The following is a 22,752-nucleotide window of genomic DNA, read 5'->3' as shown; positions in this document are numbered from 1 at the left end:
AAACTTATACTTTTAAGATTCCACCTGTATTTGCTGAAGTCACAAGTGCTGCATACCTTGCAAGGTACCCGCTTTTCACTTTAGATTCTGGTTGTTTCCAGTTTTGCTTTCTTGCCTCTAATTCTTCACTCTCTACTAAGAGATGGATAGAGCGTTTTTCCAAATCAATTTGGATGATATCTCCGTTTTCCACGAATGCAATCGGTCCGCCTTCTGCCGCTTCCGGGGAGATATGCCCAATGGAGATTCCCCTTGATGCTCCAGAAAATCTTCCATCTGTGATGAGTGCCACTTTTGTGGATAATCCTCGGCCTGCAATGGAGGATGTTGGTGCAAGCATCTCTGGCATTCCTGGGCCGCCTTTTGGTCCTTCATACCTGATAACTACTACGTGACCCTCGCGGACTTTACCACTATTAATGCCTTCCTGTGCCTCATCTTGGGATTCAAAAATGATGGCTTCTCCTGTAAACGTTTTGATGGATGGATCTACTGCCCCAACTTTGATAACTCCTCCGTTTGGAGCAAGGTTACCGAACAGAATACTTAGCCCACCTACGGGACTGTATGGATTATCTTTACGTCGGATAACTTGGTCGTTCACGATTTGTGCGTGATCCACCACTTCCTTAATGGTTTGACCGGAAATGGTGATTCTATCTGGGTGAATAGCGCCTTCCATTTGACATAATTCCTTGATGATGGCACTTACCCCACCTGCGTCATGAACATCTTCCATGGAGTAGTCTGATGCCGGACTTACTTTGCATAAATAAGGGACCCTTTCTGCAATTTTATTAATGTCTTCTAATTTGTACTCAATTCCCGCTTCGTGTGCGATGGCAAGTGTATGTAGAACGGTATTGGTCGATCCGCCCATTGCCATGTCCAGTGCAAAAGCGTCGTCGATTGCTTCTTTTGTGATGATATCTCTTGGTCTTACATCTTCTTCGATTTGTCTCATAAGATGCTTGGCTGCATCTTTAATCAATTGGTGGCGCTCATTGGAGGTTGCCACCATGGTACCGTTACCAGGCAGTGCCACTCCGAGCATTTCCATAAGGGTGTTCATGGAGTTTGCCGTGAACATTCCCGAGCAGGATCCACATGTCGGACAGGCACTAGATTCAATTTCCAGCAGCTCTTCACGGGACATTTTTCCGGAAAGGACGCTGCCTACTCCTTCAAAGACGGAAACAAGGGATAATGGCCTGCCGTCCTTTGTTCGACCGGCTTCCATTGGCCCTCCTGATACGAATACTGCAGGGACATTGGTTCTGGCTGCTGCCATGAGCATCCCTGGTGTGATCTTGTCACAGTTCGGGATGTAAAAGACGCCGTCAAACCAGTGAGCGTTGATGACCGTTTCTGCTGAGTCTGCAATCAGTTCCCGACTTGGCAGGGAATAACGCATTCCGATATGACCCATGGCAATTCCATCATCCACTCCTATTGTATTAAATTCGAAAGGTACTCCTCCCGCTTCCCTGATTGCTTCCTTTACTACTTCCGCGAATTTATTTAAATGCATATGACCCGGGATAATATCCACATAAGAGTTACAAACACCGATAAACGGCTTATCCATATCCTCCTCCTTTACCCCAGCTGCACGCAACAAACTTCTATGTGGTGCTCTATCAATACCTCTCTTGATCGTATTACTTCTCATCGGTTGCTTCACTCCTTTAGAAGGGACCTTGACAGGTTTATTCGTGATGACAAGGGTCCCTTTTTAATGCTTTAATGTGGTGAGGGTCAGACCTCTCTTTAACGCTTTAACGCGGTGAGGGTCAGACCCCTCTTTAGTTTTTTATCTCTTTAATGATTCAACGCTTCACCCAACAGCACTCCGCCGTTGATTTCCCATCCTACTTGGGTTTCTTCTGGGTAGACTTTGTGGCCGTCTTCTACGACTAGTTGGCGGAAACGGTTTAGGATTTTGTGGGTTTCTTTGCCTGGTTTTCCGTCTGCGATTTTTCTGCCATCCAGACTGATAACCGGGATCACCTCTGCTGCGGTTCCGGTTAGGAATACTTCGTCAGCTACATAAACGTCATGTCTCGTAAATGGTTCTTCTCGAACGTCATAACCCATTTCATTAGCGAGATCGATGATGGCGTTTCGTGTGATGCCTTCCAGTGCTCCGACATAACTCGGAGGTGTTAATAATTTATTGCCCTTCAGGATGAAAATGTTCTGTCCTGATCCTTCTGCTACATAACCTTCTGTGTTAAGCGTCAGTGCCTCATTGGCACCCGCCATATTTGCTTCTGCTTTTACCATGATGTTGTTCAAATAGTTAAGTGATTTTACTTTCGGACTTAAGATATCCGGGCGGTTTCTTCGAGTAGGAACGGTTACCATTGTAATCCCTACGTCGTACAGTTCTTTTGGGAATAAGGAAAGTTGCTCAGCAATGACAATCAGGTTTGGAGTTTTGCATTTTGTGGGATCTAAACCGAGATCGCCGACTCCTCTTGATAGGACCAGTCGAATATAGGCCGTATCATGCAATTTGTTCTTTCTGAGAGTCTCAACGATAATATCCTCTAGTTCAGACATCGTATAGGGGACGTCCAATAATACAGACCTTGCAGAATCATATAATCTTTCAAGATGTTCGCGAAGACGGAATACATTACCGTTATACATTCGGATTCCTTCAAAAACGCCATCGCCATATAGGAATCCATGATCATATACAGATACAACTGCCTTCTCTTTTTCTACTAGCTGCCCATTCATATAGATGTATCTACACATAACTAATCTCCTCTTTCCACTTTTTATTGTTTGAATATTCTGACATATAATAGTTTAAAAGTTGCCCCTTGGTCAGGTTGAATAAACGTCAAGCGTTCATCAGAACCTATCCGTAGAGGCTTTTTTCCTCGCGGTGTACACCATCTATGAAGATCGTGCTGGTATCGCTCGGACCAGACATGATTGGAAAATTGAAATGATATTGCAAAGATTTTTTCTTTCTTGCACTACCACTTTACTTTCCTGAAATCACCGGAACCCTAGACACCCTTCTGATATGTGAAATGTTATTTCAATTATCAATGTTTCTTTGAGTTGATGTTATTTTAATACCGTCTATACAGGCAGTCAACACTTAATTTCAGATAATTCTAATTTTACTGACAACAGTAAAACGCTTTCATTTTTGTCCTATAAACAAAGAAAACGCTTACATAAGTTTGTTAAATTTTTTTACATACCCTTCTTTTTTTCTCTCAAAACATAAAAAAAGAACGGGTTACCCCGCTCTTCCTCTAGACAAACTATAATTATATTAATAAATTAAACAACTGCTTATCTTTATTAATCTCGATATACGTGAAACCTTTCTTTTCCATTCGTTCAATAATGGCAAAATAATCGTTAGGCTTCCGTAATTCGACGCCAACCAACACCGGACCTTTATCTCGGTTGTTTTTCTTGGTGTACTCAAAACGTGTGATATCATCCGTCTGGCCCAGCACATCCTCCATAAATTCCCGCAATGCTCCTGCACGCTGAGGGAAGTTGACAATAAAGTAATGTTTAAGCCCTTCATAGATCAAGGACCTTTCTTTCATTTCCTGCATCCGGTCTAAATCATTGTTGCCTCCGCTCACAATACAGACTACTGTCTTACCGGCAATCTCATCCTTATAAAAATCAAGTGCAGCAATAGACAACGCTCCAGCAGGCTCAGCAATAATGGCGTTTTCGTTGTACAAATTTAGGATGGTGGTACACACTTTTCCTTCTGGTACCAATACCACATCATCTGCTAGGCCTTTAGTAAGCTCAAACGGCAGCTGCCCCACCTGCTTTACAGCCGCTCCATCTACAAAGCTATCAATCTCATTTAATCGCACCACTTCATTTTGAGCCAATGATTGCTTCATACCTGGAGCCCCGAACGGTTCTACACCAATCAATTTTGTATTGGGACGCTTTTCTTTCAAGTAAGATCCCACACCGGAGATGAGCCCCCCACCGCCTATGCTCATAAACACATGAGAACATTCCTCTTGCAATTGTTCAGAAATTTCCAAGCCAACTGTTGCCTGTCCGGTAATGGTTAACCGATCGTCAAAAGGGTGGATAAACTTCATCCCTTCTTTATCACAAACCTTCATCGCCTGCTGATAAGAATCATCGTACGTGTCGCCCGTAAGAACAACTTCTGTAAACTCTCCACCAAAAAATTCTACGCGTGACACTTTTTGGCGCGGGGTAGTCGTCGGCATAAAGATCTTTCCTTTTATTCCAAGCTTTTTGCATGCATAGGCAACTCCTTGGGCATGGTTGCCTGCACTGGCACAAACCACACCTTTTGCTCGCTGTTCCTCTGCTAAACTATGAACTGAATAGTACGCTCCTCTAATTTTAAAAGACCTTACCATCTGTTGATCTTCCCGTTTCAGGTACACCTTACAGTTATATCGCTCTGATAGAATGCTATCCAACTGAAGCGGGGTTCTGACAACCACATCCTTCAGTACCTCATAGGCATGTTCCACTTCTTCAGTTGTCACTCTTGTTTGTAATGCTTTTGCCACTTTTACCGCTCCTTTCTTTTGGTGAAAAATGAATATTGTGAATTATTGTACAACAAGTCCTTTTAAAAAGTCACGATGAAATTTCCGCGTGACCACTAAAATAAGCATTCGACAGGTTTAACTCATTGTCGAATGCTCTGCTAAAACTTTATTAAATTTCTCTTGCCGTTCCGACTTTTTCATTCTCGGACAGGTATAACATAAGTGTCCTCCTTCTGTTTGATAAGCAAGACAGCATGAAGGTTTTAAAGGCATCGGGTCTTGTAAATCCCATGGATTTTCGATAAATATTAGTTTCTTTGCATAGGGATGTTGTTGCCCCATCACTCCCATGCAGGAAGAAGGAGTTACCTTTTTAAACAACTCCACATTTTTTTCGTATTGCAATATGTACCTTTCAGAAAGACCTGAATGGTTCATTCGATCTGAAATCCAGTATAGACTATGGCTCGCCTGGTACCAAATATGTAGAAGGTTATTGTTAGTAGACATAGCTTGCATCAGCATAAATACGGGCTTCATGTTTGCTTTATAAAATTCCTCTACCCACCCACTGCATTCGATTTTAATGAAGTTTTCCGAGTGAACGATAAATGAAACCAACATCGTTCCACGCTGATTTTTGTATAGTTGAAGTTTAATTTTTTCAGCGTTGACCTTCCATCCGTCTGAAGATAAGAAATGCATTGCTCCACATAAATATCCAAACCAGCCTGCAAAATACATGACTGTAACGTCCTTTGTTGTTGCCTTGATTCCCTCTCCATAAAGTTCTAGGAGCTTTTGTAGAATTTCGGGTTTCACCAGCTCCCTTATCCGACAATCCCAGACAACATCCTCTTTCTCTTGGTTCGTCATATAAAAGAAATTCTCCATCTGTTCCCATGTCCACGTCTTATTTTGCAGCTCCATAGTCTCCCTCCTTTTACTAAAAGAAGGCTGACAGCAGATGCCAACCTTCCTTATTTTCTATTACATTTATTCCATATACTTTACGATGTCTTCTAATAGAAGATTTGCCGCTTTAATGCCACCAGAAAGGTTCCAAATGATTTCATCTACTTTATAAGCAGAATCTGTTTGAGCAACATTCAGTTTTTCATATAGAGGATGCTGCATCCAAGCTTCTTGCATTTTGGTTCCGCCTTTTTCCTCATCATAGTCGGCGTTGTAATAGAACATAACGTCTCCATCCATGCTACTCATCTGTTCTTCTGTAATGACTTCCATGAAATTGTCTTTATCTTGTGCTTCTGGGCATGCAAACCCTAAGTCAGAAAGGATCGTTCCTGCAAATGTATCTTTTTGATAGATACGAACCGTTGTTGGCAAGAAACGGACAACGGAAACTTCCATATTCAATTCATCTGCGAGCTTCCCTTTTACTTCTTCCACATGCTCATCATAGTTTGCCAATGCTTCTTTGCCTTCTGCCTCTTTGTTCAATGCTTTTGCATATAATTCAAAGTTTTGCTTCCAGTCTCCTGCTAAATCTTCAGAGAATACAGTTGGTGCAATCGCTTCTAATTGTTCATAAATTTCTTCAGGACGGATCTGGTTTCCAATGATCAAGTCAGGTTGCAGGCTTGCAATCGTCTCAAGGTTTGGTGCTGTTTCTTCTCCCAGCTCCGTTACCCTTTGCATTTCTTCTTTGATATGAGCATACCACTCTGTTCCTATACCGGGGCTGGCAGCACCCACCGGTGTTACACCAAGTTCCAATACAGCTTCTGTTCCCTCGTTTGTCAGTACCACGACTTTTTTCGGTGTTTCTTCCATCGTTGTTTCTCCCATTGCATGTTGAACCGTGTATTGTGGAAACTCTTCCGTTTTTACTTCATCATCATTTTTGGAACTGTTTTCACCTGTTCCTGTATTATTTGCTCCGCATCCAGCTAAAATTAATGCCAGTAAACTGAAAGTAAGCAGTAATTGAATAAACCCTTTGTTCTTTCTCATTTATATCTCCCTTTCTTCTGACTGTTGATCAGTCTTTATAATTGATAATGATTTTCATTATTATAGGTCGCGAAGACTAGGAAAGCTATGCACTTTTTGAACATTTTACATGGACTTTTTGTCACACAGATATTTTCAGGCACCGTTGCGGACAAAGGCTGTAGTCGTTTGTTACAATATGCTTTATGAAAAGAATGGAATTGTTAATGATATGAAATGAGGGATAGAAGTTGTTGAACAGTGGATTAGTACTGGAAGGCGGAGGTATGCGCGGAGTATATACTGCCGGAATTTTAGAATATTTTATGGAAAAGGACTTATACTTTCCATATGTGATTGGTGTTTCTGCAGGAGCTTGCATGGCAGCTTCCTATCTATCCAGACAGCCGGGTAGGAACAAAAAGGTCAACATCGACTTCGTTGGAGACCCTAGATATCTTTCCTATCGTAACTTTTGGAAAAAACGGCAGATGTTCGACATGGACTTCTTATTTGATGAAATTCCGAATAAGCTTGTTCCTTATGATTATGAGACATTTTTGAACAGAACGGAGCAGTTTGTTGTCGTGACGACGGATTGTCTGACAGGCGAACCTGTCTACTACAACATGGACCAGCATGGAGAAGATATGCTTCAGTTAATTCGAGCATCAAGTTCCCTTCCATTTGTTGCGCCAAGTGTCGCTTATCAGGACAGAATGCTTTTAGACGGTGGAATCATTGATCCAATCCCATTAAAAAAAGCTCAGAAAGACGGCTTTGAAAAAAATGTTGTGATTTTGACAAAGCCTGTTGGTTACAAAAAGAAAGCTAGCCGATTCTCTTCACTTTTCAAATACAAGCAATTTCCAATTATTTCAGACCGCCTTCAGACACGTTACAAGCTTTATAATGAGACATTGGACTATGTTGAAGAAGCGAAGGAATCTGGTTCCACTTTTGTATTCCAGCCGAGCAAGCCTTTACCTGTAGGCAGAATGGAACGGAAAAGGGAACGTCTTCAAGCCCTTTATGAACTGGGGTATGAGGATGCGAAAAACAACTACAAGGCACTACAAGAATTTTTACAAAACTAAGATAGAAACTGGTGAGAAAAATGGCATCACACGCTGCCGATCTTAAAGATCTAGAACAACCCGTAATACAAGAAAATAAAATCATCCTTATCTGGAGTGCCACCGTCTGGCTTGTTGTCATGAATACGACCATGTTCAATGTTGCCTTGCCAAGTGTATTGAGTGAGCTGAGCCTATCCTCTTCCACCGCTTCTTGGATTGTATCTGGCTATTCCATCGTTTTCGCGATTTCAACCTTGACCTATAGCAGATTGTCAGATTTTTTACCGATTAGAAAGTTGCTGAGCATAGGACTTGGCTTGTTGGCCATTTCTTCGATTATCGGTTTCTTTTCGCAGGATTTCGTCTGGTTATTAGCCGCAAGACTATTACAAGCGGCAGGTGCAGGGGCTGTCCCGGGGCTCGCCATGGTGTTGGCGGGTAGATACATCCCTATTTCAAGAAGAGGAAAAGCGATGGCGTTCATCTCTTCTGCAGCCTCCCTTGGATTTGGACTTGGCCCGGTAATCGGGGGACTAATCACCCAATACTTGGGCTGGCATTATCTTTTCGTCATAACAGGATTCGTCTTACTGCTCCTGCCCTTGTTTCGAAAACTACTGCCACACGAAGAAACAGAGAAAATAAAATTTGACTACCTTGGTGGTCTGTTAATTGGTATTGGCGTAACAGGACTTTTACTTTACCTTTCCACTTTTAAGATACCAATTTTACTGGTCAGTATTGCTGCACTATTGTGGCTATGGCGCCATATACACAAGGTTTCTACACCGTTCATTCAGCCTGCACTGTTAAAAAATGGGCAGTTTGTGAAACTGCTAGGTATTGGATTCGGTGCATTTATCTCGCATTTCTCGGCATTGTTTTTAATGCCGATTATGCTGGCAGTGATATTTAACAAGGAACCGGCTACCATTGGCTTGCTTATCTTTCCCGGGGCGATTCTTTCTGCTATCGCCGCTCAATTTATCGGCAGATTCATCGACCGCTTTGGCAATATGCCACTGATTTTGTTCGGTCAGGTGTTTTTAATCATCTCCACATTATCATTCGGGCTGCTCGGGAACCTTTCCCCGTATGTGATTTTGGTTACCTATATGTTCATGAGTACAGGATTTTCAGCACTCACTTCAAGCATCTCCAATGAGATATCAAGGATTTTGGATAAGTCGGAGCTTGGTGCCGGCATGGGGATTGCCCAGCTTGTTCAGTTCTTCGGCGGTGCTTTTGGAGTGGCATTGACTGGATTGTTGATTGTGTGGCAAGGGGACTTACCAGTAGAAGAGATATACCGCAATATATTCCTTGGGGTTACAGGGTTATTGTTACTGACTTCTGTTGTGTTTTATCAGTATAGAAGAAGTAAAGGGAGACAGTCTTGATAATTGTCACTAGCTAAATTAAATCAAGTATCGTTACGTTTCTCCAGTGCCAAAACTCCTCCGTATTGAACAAGTCTGGCATCGTAATAAAAGCCAGAAACCATACGCTGAAAAGCGTTTGTTTCTGGCTTTTTATTATTTATTCACCTTTATCAAACTTCTCCTGAGCTTGAGCAGTTCTCTTTGCATAAGGCAATGCTTCAAGCCTCTCATAAGGAATTTCTTCCCCAGTATCGACACAAGTACCATATGTTCCTTCTTCTATCCTAGCTAATGCTTCGTCAATCTCACCTAGCAATTTCTCATCAATCTGTTCAAAGGTCTGTTCCTGCTCTCGCTCCACTCTCTCCGCGTTGCCTTCAGCCAAGTGGTTGCCGATTCCCGTAGTAATTTCTCCTGTAGATTCGCGCATGGACTCGTCCAATATACTGCTTTCCTGCTTTTTCTCTATGCTTTCTTTCATCTTTTCAAGTTTGGTTTGAAGTGTTTTCTGCTTGTCTTTGGTTAAAGTCATTTCTATCTACTCCCTTCATCTAGTGAAGGTATACCCTTTGAAACACGGAATAAAACAAACCAATTTTCTACGATAAAATATCTGCTAATGCTTCATCTATCTCTGGATACCTGAAGTGATAGCCTTCTTTTTCCAACCTTTCTGGAATGACCCACCTGCTCTTTAAGATTAACTCTGTTTCGGTCCGAATGACGACAGCCCCAATCTCGAGCATCCATCTTGGTGATGGCAACCCAATCTTTCTATTCATTTTTTCTCTCATCTGAGCCATGAATTGCTTGTTAGAGATAGGATTAGGAGCTGAGCAGTTGAACACCCCCTGTAAGTCTTTCCTATCTCTAATGAAAAGCATGATTCGATAAACATCCTCTATATGTACCCAGCTGAACATTTGAGTTCCAGGCCCCTGAACTCCACCCAGCCCAAATGTGACCAAATTTTTAAATGGAGTCATAACTCCTCCGTCTTTTCCTAGTACAATCGCAATTCGCAATGCAGCCTGTCTTGTATGTGGAAAGTTAAAATCAAAAAATGATTTCTCCCACGCTTTTGCAACTTCTACGGAAAAGCCCTCACCTATTTCACCAGTTGCTTCCGTCATCGGTCTGTCCTCAGCATGTCTATAAATTGTCGCTGTACTGGAGTTGATCCATAGTTCAGGAGGGTTTACAGCAGATTCGATTGCTTCCCCAAGAATTCTTGTCGTATCCGTCCTAGAATCAAAAATTTCCTGTTTATTTTTTTCATTATAACGGCAATCAACCGATTTTCCAGCCAGATTGATGACCAGCTCTGCATTGTCGACCGCTGCGGCAATTCCCTTCGTATCTGTCCAGGCAACGTGTTGAGGCTGTCTTGAAATAATGATAACTTCATAGTTTTGTTGAGTGAACTGCTTTTCTAGGTATTTCCCAATAAATCCGGTTCCTCCTGCGAGGACAACTTTTTTCTTCAAGGGTGTACCTCTTTTCTAATTCTTATTTAAATGGCCTCATTTTAAAATTCTTTTTTTACGAAACTCCCATTTCTCCAGTGCTTTTTGAAGAGTAGAGTAGATAGTGATATGGGAGAAATCAAGTCCCAGTTGGATGGCTGTCTGCGCTACTTCAGGGCGAACACCTGTAATAATGCTTTTCACACCAATGAGCTCTAAAGCGGTGACAACGATAAATAACTGATTGGCTACCATTGTATCTACAATAGGTACACCAGATAAATCGATGACAAGACAATCGACATTCTTTTCCTGACACTGTTTAAGGCTTGTTTCTGTGATAACTTTCGCTCTTTGTGTATCAATGCTTCCTATCAATGGCAGAACACTAATTTCATTCGTCAATTTAATAATTGGCGAGCTTAACTCTGATATCATTTCTTGTTGTGCCAAGAGTGTTGCTCGGTGATAAGCTGTATAGGTTGCCACGAATTCCTCGATAACGTTATCAAAAGCATAATGGAATAGATTAGACCAGGTTAACAGCTTCTCAGGAGTTATCAAATTGGTAGGTTCTGTTGCAAATTCATTAATTTTATTCCAGTAAATTTGACGAAACACTTTAAACTGAGGAATGATTTCATTTAATTCCGTATTGGTGGAAACTCTATCTTTCGCAACATCAGAAGCCCATTGTTTAATAGCATCATAATTTGAATCCGTATCAGGGTTGATAAAAATCTGGGCGATAGTAGTAATGAACTTCTTGTTTTGCACACGTAATTTCTCACCAATAGTAGGAGCAGTACTCGAATAAATACTACCTTCCTTCGCTTTTTTTGACTGGAACCAAGCGTTAGTCAAGGAATCCGTATTATTTACAATAAAATCATGTAATGCCACGTTCTTTTCCATAAAAATCTCCTTAACTTTTTTATTTTAGTATATTATAACGGTTACAAACACAAAGAGCACTAATTCCTAATGTGATCTACATATTAAGATTCTACAACTTCTCTCATTTTCCTTGCTATCAACTCCCAAGCCTCTTCTGCTCTTTCTTTCGGGCCTAGATGGGTAAACGCATGGAAACAGTCTTTAAATAGTTCGTAATGAACGGTTACCCCTGCGGTTTTTAATTTCTCAGCATAACTTTCAGCCTCAGGTCTAAATGCATCATACTCGGCATTTAGAATAAGTGCAGGAGCTAAGTGCTCACTAACCTTAGCTAGAACAGGGGATGCAAGTGGATGTCCGGCATGTTCTTTGTCAGGTAAATAACACATGTTAATAAAATTTGCTACTTGAGGATATCGCGAACGCCACTTATCTGGTTCTGGTTTATCTGCATGAGGAGTAACAAAATCCAGCATAGGACAAGATAGCACTTGGAGAAGTGGCTGATTGTCCCCTTTCTCTTCCAGGTACAGGCATAGGGCAGCTGCAATGTTTGCACCTGAACTTTGTCCGCCAAGCATCATTTTTTCCACATCAATATCTAACTCATCTGCCCTACTTCTAAGCCATTGAATTATGTCAAATCCCTGTTCAATCGGTTTAGGAAAACGATGTTCCGGTGCTTTCACATAATCGACATTAAGAACCACACATTCTGCCTTATTGGATAGGAAGCGACAATAAGGATCATCCATCTCCTTATCATTCATGATAAACGCGCCACCATGGAAATTGATATAGACAGGAAGCTTCTTCTGGTTAGTTTTTAGAGGATAATAAAGAGATATTTTAGTACGTTGAACAGATGTTTCAATCAACACGTCTTTTTTCATTTTTACATGTTGCAGAGGAATCATTGGTGTTTTTAATGCTTTATTAGGTAAGAGGCGTAATATTTTGGCAATAATAGATTTGAACATCAGCGTACCCTCACTTTCGTAACCAATGATATTAGGTGAAATTACTAAGATACAATTTCTAAAATATTTCCATCGGGATCTATAACATGGAATACTGAATGATGAGAACTTCTTTTCACTTGAAAGTTTTGTGATTCTAACAGTCGATAATAATAGAATATCTCTTTAGGCTTAGATTCTCGTATTGATTTTGAGAGCGCCATGATTATTTGATGATTTGGGATTTGAATTCTCTTTTCCATAGTTGTTGTATGTATTAATTTTAATTTCTTTCTAGAACGATGAAGCGCTGTTTTTATTGACTCATCACTCACTCTTAACATAGACGCTATTTCTTTTGAACTGTATCCGTATACATCCTTTAAGGTAATTAACATGGACTGCTTTAATGGTAAACTTGTAAGTAAAAATTCAATAAGACCGTAAAATTCTATAAAATCGTACTCTTTTCCCAATAAGTCTTCATTTAAATGAATATTTTCTCTATACTTCCTTTTCTCATCGATAAACATGTTTTTAGCCACCGTACACATAAAAGAAAATGTAAACTCCCTACTCGGTTCGGTCTTTTTAATTTTATACACCTTTAGAAACGTTTCTTGTACTAAATCTTCAGCTGTCCAAGGAGATCCTGACAGTTTTAAGCAATACTTATAAAGTTTATTAATCTCATACTCTATATCTTCTAGAAACATTTTCTAGCACCTTTTCGTTTATTTTTATTTTTGATGTAACTTTTACACTATAATTAACGTTAATAGTAAGAATTTCATTTGGAGGAGGAAGATAATGTTTAGAGTAGGTAGTATTTTCATTCCAGTTACAGATATTGAAAAATCAACAGAATGGTATGAAAAATTTCTTGGTGCAAAGATGATTGAAAGTTGGGGAGATGGAATTGGATTTTATCTACCATCAGGACCAACACAAATAGCCTTGGTAAAGGTGGAATCCCCACAGCCCACTGAGTTCAGAACCAATGGTAATCAGAAAAATGGCTATTTCAATTTTGTTGTTGATGATATTGCAGCAACCCATCAACATTTTAAAAGCAAGGGTATCGTAACCTCTGAAATTGATGATTTTGGCGGAATGAAGTTTTTTGATTTCTTTGACTTAGATGGCAACCCATTTAGTGTGGTAAATGAAGTCGATGGCTCCCCTTACCATTCAGATAATGTTAGAAAAATGCAGGAACGTGACCGAAAGAATCAATAATATTGAAAAAGAATTACCAATCTATTGGGATGGGTAATTCTTTTTTAGATAAAGTGATAACTACTTATTAATGCGTTTGTTAACTTCAATCTCAATGAACCCTGGCAAATAATTAGGAGTACATCCTTTTGATACCATTTCATCTTTATAAAGACCCGTTTTTTCACCAACGTTAATACAACGTGCTCGATACTTTTCTTCATAAACGCCTATCCAACCTGCGGTAAAATTCATAGCCCATTGAACTTCGGGTTCTTCCTTCGTAATACCAGCTTCAATTGCAGCTAGTAAGTCTGCGGTGTTATCAGGCGGTGTTTGCCCAGTCCATCTTAATCGCGCTTGATAATACCAGAAAGCTCGCCTTTGAAGAGCAGAAGGACTGTTTTCCCATGACTCCATTAATGCAATGTTTTTCTTGTCTTTGGTGAGCTGATTAGCCATTAACCAATCCATCAAGTTATTTCGCTCATCAAATGTGTGAGTCTGCATCTCCTTATCAAGCTCATTTAGTACATCTTGTGAAAGAAGTTTTTTGTCCATAATTAAGATTGCCAATAGTCTGGGCAAAAACTCTCTGGTTGTCCAAAGTTCCATAGCTAATTGGTGATCTTTTTTAATGTCCTTCGCGATTTTTCGTAAGTCGCCTAGCTTAGTTTTACTATTGATCTGAGTAAGAATGTTATCTGCTTTTGATGAGCGTTTAATTTCTGTGCTCTTATTATTACTCATTTGACACAACTCCTCAATAAAGCACTAATGTCTAAATATTCTTTATCCGTCCTAATGCTTACAATTGTACCATAACAATTACTTCACCGTTACTTGTGTAGTGCTAAACTACAACTTCAAAATTACCCGTTTGTAGAATACTGTTGCCATCCTCTCCAACAAAAAAACAGGCCTTCCAATAAAAGAAAGGCCCATTCTCTCCTTATCCTTAGAAAACTCTTATTCCACCGTACTCTTCATCTCTTTCTCCACAATATCCCTTAAAGCACGTTTCAGAAATTTCCCTACCGATGTTTTTGGTATTTCTTCCATGAAGATTACTTCATCTGGCAACCACCATTTGGCGAACTGAGGGGAGATGAAATCAATAATCTCTTGCTTGTCTACTTTTCCAGCATAAGCTTCTTTCAGTACGACGCACGCAATAGGTCTTTCCTGCCACTCGTCATGTGGAATGGCAACTACGCTTGCTTCGAAAACCGCCTCATGTGCCATGATGGCATTTTCCAGGTCGACAGAGGAAATCCATTCGCCACCGCTCTTTATTAAATCTTTTGTACGGTCGACGATTTTAACGACTCCTTCTGAATCGACTGTAACGACGTCACCTGTGTGCAGCCAGCCATCAATGAAGGCATCTGCTGAACGTTCGTCCTTGTAATACTCATCTGCAATCCATGGGCCGCGGAGGCAAAGTTCTCCCATTTCCACGCCGTTCCATTCTACTTCCCCTTCTGCACCAACAATTTTCATCTCAAGTCCAGGAACCAACAAGCCTTGCATGGAACGGATATCCAGCATTTTCTCTTCATCTAAATCTGTTTGATGACTTTTTAGCCTGGAAACTGTCGCAAGTGGCGTCGTTTCAGTCATGCCATAAGCATGTAAGAAAGGTATACCGTATTTGGTTTCAAATGCCTTAATCATTCCGCGAGGTGCAGCCGACCCGCCACACAATATTGCCCGCAGGCTTGATGTGTCATACGATCCTTTTTCCAACTCATTCAATAAACCAAGCCAGATGGTCGGAACACCGGCAGTCAAAGTGATATTCTCGCTCTCTATTAACTCTGCCAAAAGTTGCGGTGTAAACTGTGGTCCAGGAAGCACCTGTGTCGTTCCAAACCAAGTTGCGGCAAAAGGCAATCCCCAAGCATTTGCATGGAACATTGGTACTACCGGCATGCATGTATCATACTCTGACAACCCTGCAGTATCCGCCAATCCAAGTGCATAACTATGAAGCACCAATGAGCGATGGGAGTACACGACACCTTTTGGATTACCCGTGGTGGCGGAAGTGTAACAAATTCCAGCTGCGTCGTTTTCATCAATATCTTTTACAAAGGAGAAGTTCGGGTCCCCTTCTTCTAGTAAATCTTCATAAGAGAAAACTGGATGTAAGGAAGTCGCAGGGAGCTCTTCTTTATCTGTCATAATGATGAATGCTTTTACTGTTCCCAACTGGTCCTTTACCCGCTCCACTAACGGAAGCAAATCTTCATCCACAAAAAGCACCACATCTTCTGCATGATTGACGATATAAGACACATGCTCGGGAGCCAGCCTGATATTAATTGTATGAAGCACTGCCCCCATTCCTGGAATGCCAAAGTAGGTTTCTAAATGGCGGTGATGATTCCAAGCAAACGTTCCGACTCTATCGCCTTTTTTTACCCCTAGCTTTTCTAGCGCACTGGATAATCGGCGTGTCCGCTCCCCAATTTTCCGATAGGACAAACGCTGTACACCTGATAGAGTTCTAGAAACAACCTCTTTATTCGGGAAAAATCTCTCCGCTCTCTCCAGCATGGAACTGACGGTCATTGGTACATTCATCATCTAACATTACCCCTCTCAATTAAATGAATATAGCTTACATTAAAGCTTGTCCAGCAATCTCACAGTATGTTCCCCAACAGATGGTGCAGGCTTAACACCCTTGTAACTCCCACTATGCATGGCAACCTTCACATTTCCTTCTTTATCATGAAAAATACTATTATTCTCTTTAAAATAAGGATAACTTGAAAGTTCCCCAACTTCCAAAACCGGTGTTAAGCAGCAATCGACCTCCTGGCTAAAGGTTGTCCACTCTTCAAAAGTCCGACTAGCAAACAACTCTTCCAGCCCTTTTGAAACAGGATTACTGTCTCTTCTAACGGAAAAGTGCGCTCCAAGCCATTCTTCCCTGTCCACCGCTTCGCAGAAATTCTGCCAGAACTTATATTCCAGTGCACCGAGGGCCATAAACCTCCCGTCCTTTGTTTCATAGATTCCATAACTGATAAGTTCCCCATTTAGTAACGTAATACCCTGCTCCTCACCCACCTCTTGATGAATCAAAAGATGTGTCCCCATGAAAGAAGCGGCAATGTCCGTCAGACTGATAGATTGGTAGCTCCCAAGACCTGACCGCTCCTTTTTCAATAAAAGTGCAAGCACCATCTCACAAGCAGCCATACTGCCAAAGTAGTCTGCTATGGTGATGGAAGGGTGAATGGGGCGGCCGGTTGTATCCTTTAATTGTGCCAGCATCCCACTCAACGCCATATAGTTGATATCATGGCTTCCGAGCTTACTCCATCTACCATGGTTCCCGTAACCTGTAATAGAACCATAGATGATGTCAGGTTTATGAAGTTTAACAGTTTCATAGTCTAATCCAAACCGGGCCATTACACCTGGCCTGAAACTCTCAATAATAACATCGCAGCCTTCAACCAAACTCATGATTCTATCCCTGTCACCTTCATCTTTCAAATCGACGGAAACACTCATCTTCCCATGATTATTTGCGAGATACACCACACCAGTACCATCACGTTTCACCCCTGTGTGACGGGCGGGGTCTCCTGCCAATGGTTCCACTTTAATTACCTCTGCTCCAAGATCTGCGAGCCGTTGCGTAGCATATGGACCTGGTAGATAGTTGGTAAAATCTAATATTCTAATGCCTTCGAGCAATTTTTCAATCATCGGAATGGTGTTTCCCCTGTCACTAGCTCTTCCATCTGCTTCCTCAACACAAACTTTTGAATTTTTCCGCTTGCATTTCGAGGGAGAGCATCTACAAACATATATTTACGAGGACGTTTATATCGAGCAAGCTCTGAACTGTTCAAGCAGAAAGCATCCAGTTCTTCCTCTGTCACACTATCATTCTTTTTCACAATAAACGCCGTCACCGTCTCCCCCCAACGGTCATCAGGTAGACCGACAATCGCTACTTCCAGAACAGCAGGGTGTTCATATAGTACATCCTCAACTTCCCGTGGATAAATGTTCTCCCCGCCGCTGATGATCATGTCATCCACACGGTCTTTTACATATAAAAATCCTTCTTCATCCAGATAACCAATGTCCCCTGAATGGTACCAACCTTTGTACATCGCAGCAGCCGTCGCTTCTTCCCTGTTGAAATAAGCGCTCATAATACATGGGCCTTTTACAAGAATTTCTCCCGCTTCTCCTGCTGGCAACATATCATCTGGGTCACTTGGTCCATCTTCGTTCGGCCGTACAATTCGAATCTCATGATTCAAGCAGGCCTGACCTGCGGAACCTGCTTTCCTGAGCTGATCTTTTTCAGATAGAAAAGTAATGGCTGGTCCCATTTCGGTCATACCATATGCTTGGACAAGGGAGATTCCGAACAAGTCGTGACAAGCCCTAACAAGTGCTGGTGCCATTGGTGCAGCACCGTATAAACCAAGGTTTAGGCTGCTCAAGTCATACTCATTAAAGTTTTCTTGTAAGAGCATATTCCACATGGTAGGTGCGGCAAAAAACTTTGTCACCTTTTCCTCTTGGATCAGCTGAAGTACCTTTTTTGGTTCGAAATGATGCAGGATGACATTCTTCCCACCTACATGAATTCTTGGAATGACGGCACAGTGCAGTTCTGCGCAATGGAACATTGGGGCCGTTACGAGTCCAATGTCCTCCGCTTCAAGCTTCGTGGCAGATATAACAATTAAACTCTGCTCTGCCATGTCTCTATGGCGATGAACGACTCCTTTTGGCCTTCCTGTCGTTCCGCTTGTGTACATAATGGCATATGTGTCGTTTTCTAAGACACTGATTGAGACTTCCTCAGCAGAAGATGACTTTAGCTTTCCATGATAAGAGGTGGAATAACTGGTTTCTTCCCCATCTATAATCCAGAAACCTGTATTCTCGAAGCGGCCAACAATGGAAGCAACTACAGGCTCCAATGCTTTTTCATACATTACAACTTTTGGCTTTGCGTCATTTAGAATGAATGCAACTTCCTCCGGCTGCAAACGGAAATTGATTGGATTGAAGACGGCTCCGATTTTTGCACAAGCAAGCATCGTGGTTGCCAGTTCTTCTGTGTTAAAAAGTAGCGTGGAGACCCTGTCCCCTTTCTTCACTCCTTCATCTTTTAGGGCATTGGCTAACCGGTTCACTTCCAAATTCCATTCCTTGTAGGTATAACGTACATTTTTCTTCACATCATAAAGCGCTTCTTTATCTGGAAACTTTTGTACTGTAAGATCAAAGATTTTTCCAATCGTTATCGACATCTTTCATCCTCCTACTTTTCGTTAAGTATCAATCAAGCCTTTCAATGATAGTCGCGTTTGCCATTCCATGTCCCTCACACATTGTTTGCAGGCCGTATCTACCACCAGTACGTTCAAGTTCATGCATCATGCTAATCATAATCCTCGCACCACTTGCTCCAAGCGGGTGACCTAACGCAATTGCTCCCCCATTTGGATTGAGTTTTACCGGATCTGCTCCTGTTTCCTTCAGCCAAGCCATTGGTACTGGAGCAAAGGCTTCATTGACTTCAAACACATCAATCTCATCAATGGACAAGCCTGATTTTTTCAATACTTTTTCTGTTGCTGGTATCGGACCTGTCAGCATCAAAGTAGGATCGGACCCGACCACTACTCTTGTATGCACTTTGAATCGCGGCTTTAATCCAAGCTCCAATGCCCTTTCCTTTGTCATCAATAGGAGAGCCGCAGCTCCATCACTAATCTGGCTTGCATTCCCTGCATGGATAACGCCATCTTCTTTGAACACGGTTTTTAATCCACCAAGTGCCTCCACCGATGTTTCCGTGCGAGGACCGGAATCTTCCTTCATCATAAATGTCGAGCCATCTTCTAATGTCACTTCAACCGGCATGATCTCTTTTGTAAAATAACCCTCTGCTTGCGCTTTTAATGCTTTTTGGTGGCTTTCATAAGAGAAGGTATCTAACTCCTCACGTGTAAATCCATACTTCTCCGCAATCCTTTCCGCGGATAGCCCTTGATTGATGATTTCATATTTATCCTGCAGCCTGTCACTGAACGGTGCCTTTTGATAGTTGGATCCCATCGGCACTCTTGTCATATTCTCGACTCCACCGGCAATGACCACATCCATGTCCCCTGAAAGAATAGCTTGTGCTGCAAAGTGGACAGCCTGTTGACTGGAGCCACATTGACGGTCAAGCGTCGTACCTGGCACTTCTATTGGAAAACCTGCAATCAAAGCGGCCACCCTTGCAATGTCCCCTGCCTGTTCACCAGACTGTGTCACACACCCCAGGATGACGTCCTCTACAAGTCCTGCCTCAATCCCGGCACGATTCACAAGTTCCTTCAATACTTCCCCAGCCAAATCATCTGGCCTGTAATCCTTCAATAAACCCTTCCTTCTCCCGACTGGTGTTCGAACTCCTTCTACAATGACAACTTCTCTCATGGTGAAAAATCTCCCTTCCTACAACCCTAAATTTTTGGCAATGATTGTTTTCATAATGTCATTGGTCCCTGCGTAAATACTGGCAACTGGTATATCACGATACCTTCTTGCAATCTTGTATTCTTCCATATAACCGTATCCGCCATGAAGCTGCATGCACTGAGTCGCAATGTTCCTTGCAGTCTCCGTAAGCTTCCATTTTGCCATTGATACTTTTGTCACCACATCTTCTCCGGCAATATGATCCGCGATGAGCTGGTCTAGAAAAGCTCTTCCCATTTCCACTTCGGTTGCCATTTCAGCAATTTTAAACTGAGTATTCTGAAATTTACTGACAGGCTTTCCGAACGCTTCCCTGCTTTTCACATAGTCAATCGTGGATTGCAGCATTTCTTCTGAGGCAATTTGTGCTCCAATGCCCACTAATAGCCTTTCTTGCTGCAGTTTATCCATTAAGTATAAGAACCCGCGACCTTCTTCCCCGAGTAGATTCTCCTTAGGAACCTTACAATCCTCAAAAAATAACTCAGCTGTATCTTGCGAATGTAATCCCACTTTGTCTAGCTTCCTGCCTCTAGAAAAGCCCGGATGTCCTCTTTCAACGACAAGCAAACTGACTCCTCTATGTTGCGGTTGAATTTCTGTGTCGGTCTTTACTGCCACGATTACGAGATCTGCATGGATGCCGTTTGTAATGAATGTTTTTGCTCCATTAACGATATAATGGTCCCCTTCGAGTCTTGCCGTAGTTTTGATATTCGCAAGATCCGATCCTGTCCCCGGCTCTGTCATCGCAATAGCCGTAATCGTTCTGCCAGACACACAAGAAGGCAACCATCTCTGCTTCTGCTCCTCTGTTCCGAAGCTTGTGATATAAGGGACTACGATATCATTGTGTAGCGCTACACCAATTAGTCCTGTCCCCACACGCTCTAGCTCTTCGTTAATGACGACGGAATAACCCCAATCTGTCTCACTTCCGCCATACTTTTCATCAATATCAGGGCAGAGATAGCCCTGTTCCCCCATCTTCGTCCAAAATGAACGAGGAATGATGCGATCACTTTCCCATTCATCATAAAAAGGAACTGCCTCTCTTTCTAAAAACTTGCGCAAAGACTTTCTGAATTGTTGATGGTCCTCTGTTAAGTATGGATGTTTTCTTGGTTCTCTTTTCATTGAAAGCGATTTCAAATTACTCCACCCCTATGCTTTTACTTGATTCAATTGCTGTCTCAGCTGGTATTTCAGTATTTTTCCGGATGCATTTCTCGGCAATATCTCTTCCACAAAAATTCTTCGTGGAACCTTGTAACCCGCAAGCTTCTGACGGCAGAACTGTTTTAGTTCCTCTTCATTGACCACTTGATCCTTATGAGGAACGACAACTGCACATACCGCTTCTCCCCATACCTCATCTGGCAGTCCAATAATGGCCGCCTCAAGAACTTGAGGATGTTCGTACAACACTTCCTCCACCTCAATGGAATAAACGTTTTCTCCTCCCGAGATAATCATGTCTTTTTTTCGGTCTACCAAGGTGATATTACCTTCTTCGTCAACGGTGGCCAAATCTCCTGTATATAACCATCCATCTTTTAAAGTAGCTTTTGTTTCTTCCGGTTTTTTATAATATTCCTTCATGATTGATTCACCTTTTAGAACAAATTCCCCCACTGCGCCTACTTCAATATCACGGCCCGTTTCATCGACGACTCTTGCTTCCGTTAAAAACGAAGGTTTTCCATTTTTCCCGAGATGTTTTTTGTGACCATTTGGATCTAATAAGATTCCGTTTGGACCAGCTTCCGTTAAACCGCAGAGATTGAAAAATTGATCATTTTTAAATAAATTCATACTTTTTTTCACAAGCTCTGGTGCCATTGGTGCTGCTCCATATCCACAACGCTTGATGGAGGAGAGATCATAGCTATCAGCATTTGGTACTTGTAAAAGAAAATTGAACATGGCTGGCACTCCAAAGAAATGAGTAATCTTATGTTCCTGAATCGCTTGAAGTGTATAAACTGGATGAAAATCACGATGAATGAAGTGAGTCGCCCCAAGCACTGTTCCCGATACAAGGAATAAATTCAGTTGTGCAGAATGGAACAACGGTGCAATATGTAAAAAGCGCTCTTGCTGATTGATGCCCATACTTATCATCATAGAAAGGCCAACATTGAAAATTCGTCTGTGATCGAACAAAGCACCTTTCGGCCGGCCGGTCGTTCCGGAAGTGTACAAGATCTCCAAATCGTCTGTTTCAAAGACTTCCACGCCTGGTTCTTGTTCATTAGAAGATAGCACTTCCGTGTATGATCTATTTTCAGCAATAGTCGGTGTCCCCACCACAATAACTTTTTCTACTTTACTGCCTGCTCTAGCGTTTACAATGATTCCTTCAAATTCTTCATCACAGATAACTACTTTCGCTTCTGACTGCTCTAAAATATATTGAACTTCAGAGGAGGTTAAACGGAAATTCATCGGTACAATGACAGTACCAATCTTTGCTCCTGCAAAATAAGAGAAAACAAAAGTATCCGAGTTTTTCATCATGAAAGCCACTTTGTCACCTTTTGTGACACCAAGGTCTAACAAACCATGAGCAAGTTTATTTACTTCCTTGTTGAACTGATCATAATTATACTGTCTTCCTTCACAATCAACCGCAAGCTTTTCCGGCACCTTTCTGGCATTTTGAGACAGATACATTCCAATGTTCATACACATTCCTCCCTCTTATTACATACAGCTGTATTTATGCAAGA

Annotated in this window: 20 protein-coding genes; 3 read left to right on the top strand and 17 right to left on the bottom strand. The window is 41.7% G+C overall.

Annotated features, from left to right (window positions below; all coding sequences use genetic code 11):
• Positions 1 to 4: 4 nt before the first annotated feature.
• From ilvD to LC091_RS05435, 5 genes are all read right to left on the bottom strand, one after another.
• Positions 5 to 1,672 (bottom strand): dihydroxy-acid dehydratase, encoded by a 1,668-nt coding sequence (gene ilvD, locus LC091_RS05455; protein ID WP_226680923.1) that lies wholly within the window; start codon positions 1,670 to 1,672, stop codon positions 5 to 7.
• Between the two features lie 149 nt (positions 1,673 to 1,821).
• On the bottom strand, positions 1,822 to 2,766 hold the full coding sequence (gene ilvE / locus LC091_RS05450) for a branched-chain-amino-acid transaminase (RefSeq protein ID WP_226680921.1): 945 nt from the start codon (positions 2,764 to 2,766) through the stop codon (positions 1,822 to 1,824).
• A 530-nt stretch (positions 2,767 to 3,296) separates the two neighbouring features.
• A complete protein-coding gene (ilvA, locus tag LC091_RS05445; RefSeq protein ID WP_226680918.1) occupies positions 3,297 to 4,559 on the bottom strand; it encodes a threonine ammonia-lyase IlvA in 1,263 nt (420 codons plus the stop codon).
• Positions 4,560 to 4,676: 117 nt separating this feature from the next.
• Positions 4,677 to 5,471, bottom strand: a complete 795-nt coding sequence (locus tag LC091_RS05440; protein WP_226680916.1) for a (2Fe-2S)-binding protein — start codon at positions 5,469 to 5,471, stop codon at positions 4,677 to 4,679.
• A 66-nt stretch (positions 5,472 to 5,537) separates the two neighbouring features.
• A complete protein-coding gene (locus LC091_RS05435) occupies positions 5,538 to 6,518 on the bottom strand; it encodes an ABC transporter substrate-binding protein (protein ID WP_226680914.1) in 981 nt (326 codons plus the stop codon).
• Positions 6,519 to 6,748: 230 nt separating this feature from the next.
• On the opposite strand from LC091_RS05435, the gene LC091_RS05430 reads away from it, so the two are divergent.
• Positions 6,749 to 7,594, top strand: a complete 846-nt coding sequence (locus LC091_RS05430) for a patatin-like phospholipase family protein (protein ID WP_226680911.1) — start codon at positions 6,749 to 6,751, stop codon at positions 7,592 to 7,594.
• Between the two features lie 20 nt (positions 7,595 to 7,614).
• A complete protein-coding gene (locus LC091_RS05425; protein WP_226681322.1) occupies positions 7,615 to 8,976 on the top strand; it encodes an MFS transporter in 1,362 nt (453 codons plus the stop codon).
• A 139-nt stretch (positions 8,977 to 9,115) separates the two neighbouring features.
• Here LC091_RS05425 and LC091_RS05420 read toward each other — a convergent pair whose 3' ends face one another.
• The 5 genes from LC091_RS05420 to LC091_RS05400 all read right to left on the bottom strand — a co-directional run bounded on the left by LC091_RS05420 (position 9,116) and on the right by LC091_RS05400 (position 12,996).
• Positions 9,116 to 9,490: a TraR/DksA family transcriptional regulator gene (locus LC091_RS05420; protein WP_226680910.1), complete on the bottom strand. Its 375-nt coding sequence runs from the start codon at positions 9,488 to 9,490 to the stop codon at positions 9,116 to 9,118.
• Between the two features lie 67 nt (positions 9,491 to 9,557).
• Complete coding sequence (locus tag LC091_RS05415) at positions 9,558 to 10,445, bottom strand: TIGR01777 family oxidoreductase (RefSeq protein ID WP_226680908.1); 888 nt, start codon at positions 10,443 to 10,445, stop codon at positions 9,558 to 9,560.
• Between the two features lie 36 nt (positions 10,446 to 10,481).
• Complete coding sequence (locus tag LC091_RS05410; RefSeq protein WP_226680907.1) at positions 10,482 to 11,339, bottom strand: STAS domain-containing protein; 858 nt, start codon at positions 11,337 to 11,339, stop codon at positions 10,482 to 10,484.
• A gap of 83 nt (positions 11,340 to 11,422) precedes the next feature.
• Positions 11,423 to 12,301: an alpha/beta hydrolase gene (locus tag LC091_RS05405; protein ID WP_226680905.1), complete on the bottom strand. Its 879-nt coding sequence runs from the start codon at positions 12,299 to 12,301 to the stop codon at positions 11,423 to 11,425.
• A gap of 44 nt (positions 12,302 to 12,345) precedes the next feature.
• A complete protein-coding gene (locus tag LC091_RS05400) occupies positions 12,346 to 12,996 on the bottom strand; it encodes an RNA polymerase sigma factor (protein WP_226680903.1) in 651 nt (216 codons plus the stop codon).
• Between the two features lie 94 nt (positions 12,997 to 13,090).
• Between LC091_RS05400 and LC091_RS05395 the strand changes: the two genes are divergently transcribed.
• Positions 13,091 to 13,519 carry a VOC family protein gene (locus LC091_RS05395; RefSeq protein ID WP_226680901.1) on the top strand — a complete coding sequence of 143 codons (429 nt, stop codon included), beginning with the start codon at positions 13,091 to 13,093 and terminating at the stop codon, positions 13,517 to 13,519.
• A gap of 60 nt (positions 13,520 to 13,579) precedes the next feature.
• Here LC091_RS05395 and LC091_RS05390 read toward each other — a convergent pair whose 3' ends face one another.
• From LC091_RS05390 to LC091_RS05360, 7 genes are all read right to left on the bottom strand, one after another.
• Positions 13,580 to 14,248 carry a DNA alkylation repair protein gene (locus LC091_RS05390; RefSeq protein ID WP_226680899.1) on the bottom strand — a complete coding sequence of 223 codons (669 nt, stop codon included), beginning with the start codon at positions 14,246 to 14,248 and terminating at the stop codon, positions 13,580 to 13,582.
• 219 nt (positions 14,249 to 14,467) lie between these two features.
• Entirely contained in the window at positions 14,468 to 16,090 is a 1,623-nt protein-coding gene (locus tag LC091_RS05385) for a long-chain fatty acid--CoA ligase (RefSeq protein WP_226680897.1), read from the bottom strand.
• A 39-nt stretch (positions 16,091 to 16,129) separates the two neighbouring features.
• A complete protein-coding gene (locus LC091_RS05380) occupies positions 16,130 to 17,227 on the bottom strand; it encodes a CaiB/BaiF CoA transferase family protein (RefSeq protein ID WP_226680895.1) in 1,098 nt (365 codons plus the stop codon).
• Positions 17,224 to 18,798, bottom strand: coding sequence for a fatty acid--CoA ligase (locus tag LC091_RS05375; RefSeq protein WP_226680894.1), 1,575 nt, complete (start codon positions 18,796 to 18,798; stop codon positions 17,224 to 17,226). The genes LC091_RS05380 and LC091_RS05375 overlap by 4 nt, the downstream gene beginning before the upstream one ends.
• A gap of 28 nt (positions 18,799 to 18,826) precedes the next feature.
• The gene (locus LC091_RS05370) at positions 18,827 to 19,978 is read right to left on the bottom strand and encodes a thiolase family protein (protein WP_226680892.1); all 1,152 of its coding nucleotides are present in this window, start codon (positions 19,976 to 19,978) and stop codon (positions 18,827 to 18,829) included.
• An 18-nt stretch (positions 19,979 to 19,996) separates the two neighbouring features.
• Positions 19,997 to 21,157, bottom strand: a complete 1,161-nt coding sequence (locus tag LC091_RS05365) for an acyl-CoA dehydrogenase family protein (RefSeq protein ID WP_226680890.1) — start codon at positions 21,155 to 21,157, stop codon at positions 19,997 to 19,999.
• A gap of 27 nt (positions 21,158 to 21,184) precedes the next feature.
• Complete coding sequence (locus LC091_RS05360; RefSeq protein WP_226680889.1) at positions 21,185 to 22,708, bottom strand: long-chain-fatty-acid--CoA ligase; 1,524 nt, start codon at positions 22,706 to 22,708, stop codon at positions 21,185 to 21,187.
• Positions 22,709 to 22,752 lie beyond the last annotated feature (44 nt).

This window comes from Sutcliffiella horikoshii, from assembly GCF_020524325.1.
In the GTDB taxonomy this organism is placed as follows: Bacteria; Bacillota; Bacilli; order Bacillales; family Bacillaceae_I; genus Sutcliffiella_A; species Sutcliffiella_A horikoshii_D.
The sequence above is the reverse complement of the archived record's forward strand: the minus strand, read 5'-3'. Positions and strand labels throughout refer to the sequence as shown.